Annotated in this window: 5 protein-coding genes; 1 reads left to right on the top strand and 4 read right to left on the bottom strand. The window is 61.8% G+C overall.

Annotation, left to right across the window (positions count from 1 at the left end; genetic code table 11):
* The first annotated feature begins 259 nt into the window (after positions 1-259).
* The gene (locus tag PSTU_RS0103115) at positions 260-676 is read left to right on the top strand and encodes a GFA family protein (protein ID WP_019339581.1); all 417 of its coding nucleotides are present in this window, start codon (positions 260-262) and stop codon (positions 674-676) included.
* Positions 677-843: 167 nt separating this feature from the next.
* Here the strand turns inward: PSTU_RS0103115 and PSTU_RS0103110 are convergent, their stop codons facing one another.
* The 4 genes from PSTU_RS0103110 to PSTU_RS0103095 all read right to left on the bottom strand — a co-directional run.
* Positions 844-1,200 (bottom strand): copper-binding protein, encoded by a 357-nt coding sequence (locus PSTU_RS0103110; protein ID WP_019339580.1) that lies wholly within the window; start codon positions 1,198-1,200, stop codon positions 844-846.
* A complete protein-coding gene (locus tag PSTU_RS0103105; RefSeq protein ID WP_019339579.1) occupies positions 1,197-4,361 on the bottom strand; it encodes an efflux RND transporter permease subunit in 3,165 nt (1,054 codons plus the stop codon). The genes PSTU_RS0103110 and PSTU_RS0103105 overlap by 4 nt, the downstream gene beginning before the upstream one ends.
* Positions 4,358-5,800: an efflux RND transporter periplasmic adaptor subunit gene (locus PSTU_RS0103100; protein ID WP_019339578.1), complete on the bottom strand. Its 1,443-nt coding sequence runs from the start codon at positions 5,798-5,800 to the stop codon at positions 4,358-4,360. The genes PSTU_RS0103105 and PSTU_RS0103100 overlap by 4 nt, the downstream gene beginning before the upstream one ends.
* Positions 5,797-6,380: TolC family protein (locus tag PSTU_RS0103095; RefSeq protein ID WP_019339577.1), on the bottom strand; the 584-nt coding region annotated here is incomplete at its 5' end. The genes PSTU_RS0103095 and PSTU_RS0103100, both read right to left, overlap by 4 nt.

The raw sequence follows: 6,380 nt of genomic DNA, 5'->3' as shown, positions 1-6,380 counted from the left end.
GAGCGGCAGCGTTCAAAAGCTGCCGCTGGACGGGTGTCAGCACGTTCCCCATCGTGAGCAGCCTGACACGGTGATCGAGACAATTAGTCAGTTTCTCCAAACGTCGGCCGATCGGCGGGGACGAGAAACGCTCGACCAACAGGCGCTGTACGCCAGCGAAGGCTGAGGCTTGTCAGGAGCGATAACGCCGCTCAGCATGAAGCCGCCCGCAGTCGACTAACATCAGCTCCAATTTCCCACTTGCTGGAGGAAACGCAGCATGGAGCGATTCACCGGCGGCTGCCTTTGCGGCAACCTGCGCGTTGTGGCGTCGGGGCTCCCGCGCCGGGTTGGCCTTTGTCATTGCCTCGACTGCCGCAAGCACCACGGCGCCCTCTTCTACGCCGCGGCAGTATTTGCACAGGATGCGGTGACGATCAGCGGCGACGCGCAGAGCTATGCGGGGCGTTTTTTCTGCCCCCGCTGCGGCTCGTCCGTCTTTGCACGCACGGCAGACGAGATCGAGGTGCATCTCGGGTCTCTGGATGCGCCGAACCAGCTCACGCCGACCTATGAGTCCTGGACGATTCGTCGCGAGGCCTGGTTGCCGCTGTTTCCGCACACATCAAGCTACGAAAGGGATCGCGAGCCCAGCGCTGACGACCACGACGCTGCGCCAGCAGCCGACCCGACGTAACCATCCGCCACCGTCCAGACGCCAATGTTTAGCCCCTGACGTCGTGCCTGCCCCGCAGGCATCACATGAAACGGATCGGCACTGGCAGCGCCGTTCCGCCCGGCACCAAGGGGCTAACGCTCAGCAGCAAGGTGTGCTGGGCTGAGCGTTACGGTTGCCACACACCCTTACCGTTTCTCGATTCGGGTGATGGTGGCGTCCATTCCCTCCGAGAAAAAGTCGAACTCCAGGTGTTCGCCTTTTTTCAGCGTTTGCAGTTGATCAGGCGTTGCTCTGAAACTCATCGTCATGGACGGCCAGCCAAGCGCTTCAACCGGGCCGTGGGCAATGACGACCATGCCCTTGTCCAGATTCACGTTCTTGACCGTACCGGTGGCCGTGGCGGTATTGCTAGCCGCCTTCGGGCTTGCCTGCATGTTCATGCCGTTGTGATCCATCGGCATGCCGCCCATGGGTTGCTGCTCGGCGGCATAGGCCGTTGGTATCAGCAGGAATGCCGCAACGGTGATGTGCTTGATGTTCATGGATGTTCTCCAGCGAGGTTAGATGATGGGTGCGCGGTGGCATGAGACTGGCGGCGGCGCATGAGCAAGTAGGCTGCCGGCAGGACGAACAGGGAAAGCAAAGGTGCGGTAATCATTCCGCCGACCATGGGCGCGGCGATACGGCTCATGATTTCGCTACCGGTTCCGCCACCCAACAGGATGGGCAACAGACCGGCGATGATGACGGCAACCGTCATTGCCTTCGGGCGCACGCGCTGTACCGCGCCTTCGCGAATCGCGTCGAGCAAGGCGCCTTCACCTCGCGCGCCGGCATTGAGACGGTCGCGCCAGGCATTGGTCAGATACAGCAGCATGATGACGCCGAACTCAGCGGAAACCCCGGCAAGCGCGATGAAGCCGATACCGGTCGCGACGGAGAGGTTGTAGCCCAGCAGATACAGGAACCAGACCCCACCGGTCAGGGCGAACGGCAGCGTAGCCATGATCAACAGCGCCTCACTGAAGCGGGCAAACGTGAGGTAGAGCAGAACGAAGATGATCAGCAAGGTGGCCGGCACCACCAGTTTCAGCTTGGCGTTTGCACGTTCCATGAACTCGAACTGACCGGAATAGCTGATGCTCATGCCTGACTCAAGCTGGACGCCTTCGCTGACCTTCTGTCTCAGATCACGCACGACAGCAGCCATGTCGCGGCCACGCACATCGACGTAAACCCAGCCCGACAGCCGCGCGTTCTCGCTTTTTAGCATCGGTGGGCCGTCGTTCACCTGGACCTTGGCCACCGTTCCCAAGGTGATCTGGCTGCCCTGCGGGGTGTAGATAGGCAGGTCGCGCAGATCTGTCAGCGAATCGCGCCACTCGCGACCGTAACGGAGGTTGATGGGGTATCTCGCAAGCCCTTCCACCGTCTCGCCGATGGTTTGACCGCCGATGGCGCCGGCCACGATTGATTGCACGTCCGCGATGTTCAAGCCGTAGCGTGCTGCCGCGACACGGTCGATATCCACATCGATATACCGCCCTCCGGTCAGTCGCTCGGCCAGCGCCGAGCTGACCCCGGGCACGGTTTTCGCGATTTTCTCGACGGCCAGGGTGACCTTGTCGATCTGCGCCAGTTCGGCGCCATAGACCTTCACGCCAATCGGGCTCTTGATACCCGTCGCCAGCATGTCGATGCGGTTGCGGATCGGCGGGATCCACAGATTCGCCAAACCAGGCACCTGCACCGTGCGGTCCAGTTCCTCCACCAGTTTTTCCGATGTCATTCCAGCGCGCCACTGATCCTTCGGTTTGAACTGGATGGTCGTCTCGAACATTTCCAGCGGCGCGGGATCGGTTGCGGTGTCGGCTCGCCCAGCCTTGCCAAATACGCGAGCGACCTCGGGAACCGTCTTGATGAGCCGGTCGGTCTGCTGCAACAACTCAGAAGCCTTCTGCGCAGAGAGACCTGGAAGCGCAGTGGGCATATAGAGCAGGTCACCTTCGTCCAACGGCGGCAGAAACTCACCGCCCAGTTGCGTGGCCGGCCACAGACCGGTCAGAAAGATCAGCACAGCGATCAGCAATGTCGCCTTAGGCCAACGCAGCACCGCATCCAAAGCCGGCTTATAGGCCCAGATCAACCCGCGGTTGAGTGGGTTACGGTGTTCATCCGGGATTCTGCCGCGTATCCAGTACCCCATCAGTACCGGAACCAGCGTGACAGACAACCCAGCGGCCGCCGCCATTGCATAGGTTTTGGTGAATGCAAGCGGACCGAACAGCCGGCCTTCCTGCGCCTCCAGCGTGAACACGGGAATGAATGACAGGGTGATGATCAGCAGACTGAAGAACAATGCCGGCCCAACCTCAACGGCCGCGTCTGTGATGACCTTCCAATGCTCCTGACCTTTCAAATCCGACGAGGGGTGCCGCTTGTGCCAGGCCTCGATGTGCTTGTGCGCATTCTCGATCATCACGATTGCCGCATCGACCATCGCCCCAACGGCGATAGCGATGCCGCCCAGGGACATGATGTTGGCGTTGATGCCCTGCCGCTGCATGATCACGAAGGCGATCAGGATGCCGATTGGCAAGGAGACGATTGCCACCAGCGACGAGCGCAAATGCCAGAGGAAAACTGCGCAAACCAGCGCAACGACGATGAACTCCTCGATGAGTTTGTGAGTGAGGTTTTCAACGGCACTGTCGATCAGTTTGCTGCGATCGTAGGTCGTGACGATTTCAACGCCCTTCGGCAAGCTCGCCTTTAGCTCGTCGAGCTTGGTCTGGACAGCGGTGATGGTCTGCCGGGCGTTCTTGCCGCTACGCAGGATGATCACCCCGCCCGCCACCTCGCCCTCTCCGTCAAGCTCGGCAATCCCGCGGCGCATCTCGGGGCCAAGCTGGACGTGCGCAACCTCACCCAGGGTCACGGGCACGCCGCGATCGAGACGCAGCGGAATGGCGCGGAAGTCTCGTAGCGTCTGCAGGTACCCGGTGGCACGGACCATGAACTCGGTTTCCGCCAGCTCCAGAACACTCCCGCCGGTTTCGCGGTTCGCCTCATCAATGGCCTGGGCGATCTGCTGCTGTGTCACGCCTCGACTGGCCATGCGGACCGGGTCGAGTACCACCTGGTACTGCTTGACCATCCCGCCAATGGAGGCGACTTCCGCCACGTTGGGCAGTGTCTTGAGTTCATAGCGCAGGAACCAGTCCTGCAGAGAACGCAGCTGCGAGAGATCATGCGTGCCCGTGCGATCCACCAGCACATATTGGTAGATCCAGCCAACGCCCGTTGCGTCAGGCCCCAGGGCAGGCTTGGCTGCGGCAGGCAGCCGGCTTTGCACCTGGCTCAGGTACTCCAACACCCGTGAACGCGCCCAATAGAGGTCCGTGCCGTCCTCGAACAGGACGTACACGTAGCTGTCACCGAAGAACGAGTAGCCGCGAACCGTCTTCGCACCCGGCACGGACAGCATCGTTGTCGTCAGCGGGTAGGTAACCTGGTTTTCGACGATCTGGGGGGCTTGCCCGGGAAAGGGGGTGCGGATGATGACCTGTACGTCGGAAAGATCGGGCAACGCGTCAACAGCCGTGTTCTTGACCGACCAAACACCCCAGACCACCGCAAAGAGTGTGGCCAGGAGAATCAGAAACCGGTTCGCCACTGACCAGCGGATTACGGCTGCAATCATGGCTGGCCCCCGATTTTTACGATGCGCTCGATGACCAGGCCTTCATCACTTTCACGCACGCCGACGCGAACACGATCGCCTGACTGCAAGCCTGACAGCAACGAGGGATCGGCGACCGGGAAGGCCATGGTCATCCCCGGCATGTTCAATGTCTTGAATGGCCCATGCGACAAGCCAACCATGCCGTCTTTAAGGCCGACAATGGTGCCTTCGGACTCATGCAACGCCGGTTCGACAGCAGCAGGCTGTTCCAGGCTCGGCGCCGTCACGCCACGCAGACTCGCCTCCGAATCAAGCAGGAACTGGCCGGACGCGACAACCTTCTGACCGGCTTCGAGCCCTTCAAGCACCTCGGTCCTGTCATCAAACTCGCGGCCGATACGCACCTCGACGGGACGGTAACGGCCTTCAGCCTCCGCCAACATGACCAATGCGCGCCGGCCGGTGCGAATGACCGCCTCGGTCGGTATGACCAGGGCCTGCTCGGCGTCGCGATTCAAGGTCACTTGGGCCGTCATCCCCGGACGAAGTCGCTGTTGCGGGTTGGGTAACTCGATCCGAACCCGCACGGTGCGGCTGTCCAGGTTGGCCTCTGGCAGTACGGCCTGAATCGTCCCGTTCAGCTGTTCGCCGGCAAAGGCTGGCAAGCGCGCTGTCACCGTTTGGCCCGGCGCCAGATGACTGACCTGCGCCTCGGGGACCGCGACCTCTAGCCAAACCTTGCTCAGCCCGTTTACACGGGCAAGGGGTGCACCGGCAGATACGGTCATGCCCTCGCGAACATCAAGGCTGCTCAACACGCCGCTGATCGGGCTGGTTACAGTCCAGACCGGACGAGCTGTGCCGCTTCGTTGCAGTTGGGCGATGACGTCTGCCGGCATACCGGCGAGGCGTAAACGCTGCCGGGCCGCTGCCAGCAACTGGGGCTCGCCGACATCTCTGAGCGCGAGATACTCCTCCTGCGCCGCTGCCCACTCGGGGATAAGCAGGTCGGCCAGCGGCGAGCCTTTCTCGATAACGTCCTCAGGCGCACGGTTGTAAACGCGTTCGACGAAGCCACCCGCGCGCGCCTGCACAATCGCCACATCGCGTTCGTCAAACGTCAGGGCGCCGGTGGCTCCAAACGACTGACTGATTGACTCGCGCACAGCCGCTGCCAGACGGATGCCGAGATTTTGCGTCACGCTCGGGTCAATGCTGATCGAAGCCCCATCACTTCCCTCATCGGCATAACGCGGGACCAGCTCCATGTCCATGAACGGAGATTTACCCGGTTTATCGAATTTCTGCTGTGGGACCATCGGGTCGTACCAATAGAGCACCGCCCTGCCCTCATCTGCAGCGGCTTGCGCGAAAGCCGTGGCGGACAACGCGCCTGCGGTGGTCGCACCGATCAACAGGCCGAGTACGAGGGCCAGCTGTTTTGTCTGAAAGCTCATGGCTGGGTATCTCCAAAGGCGAAATGCAGGCGGGCATTGCTCAGCGCGAGGTCACGGGACGTGTCGATGCGGCGCAGGCGGGTTTCGACGAGCTGGCGACGCGCATCGATCACGGCGATCAATTCACCTTTGCCGGCGCGATAGTCGGCCATGGCCAGCTGAACCTTCTGTTCAGCAAGCGGCAGCAGGCTTTCTTCGAGGCGATCCACTGCCCGCGTCAAGCGCTGGTATTCAGCTAGGTCGGCGGTCAGCTCCCGGTCATGCATGCGTAGCGTCGCTTGGCGTTGAGCTTCGACCTGTGCGAGCCGGGCCCGCTCTGCCGCGATCTTGGGGTCCTGTCGCGAGCCAGTGAATATCGGCAGGTCGAAGCTGACACTGAGATTGACCATGTCGCCGTATTCCCGGCCACGACGCAGGTAATCGACTCCCCAGCTCCAGTCTGGCGTCTTTTCGGCGACCGCCTGGCGAATCTTGGCCTCCGCCTCGCGCACCATCGGGTCGAATGCGAGCAGCGCCGGATGCTGGTTGAGGGCGTTCTGATGGTGATCGACCTCGGCAGGCCACCGCGGCCAGGTGCCGG

Source organism: Stutzerimonas stutzeri SDM-LAC, from assembly GCF_000235745.1.
Classification (GTDB): Bacteria; Pseudomonadota; Gammaproteobacteria; order Pseudomonadales; family Pseudomonadaceae; genus Stutzerimonas; species Stutzerimonas stutzeri_H.
This window is presented reverse-complemented; position numbering and strand designations above follow the sequence as displayed.

Coding starts and splice junctions, on each gene's coding strand:
- PSTU_RS0103115 (WP_019339581.1), top strand. CDS start 260: ATGGAGCGATTCACCGGCGGCTGCCTTTGCGGCAACCTGCGCGTTGTG.
- PSTU_RS0103110 (WP_019339580.1), bottom strand. CDS start 1,200: ATGAACATCAAGCACATCACCGTTGCGGCATTCCTGCTGATACCAACG.
- PSTU_RS0103105 (WP_019339579.1), bottom strand. CDS start 4,361: ATGATTGCAGCCGTAATCCGCTGGTCAGTGGCGAACCGGTTTCTGATT.
- PSTU_RS0103100 (WP_019339578.1), bottom strand. CDS start 5,800: ATGAGCTTTCAGACAAAACAGCTGGCCCTCGTACTCGGCCTGTTGATC.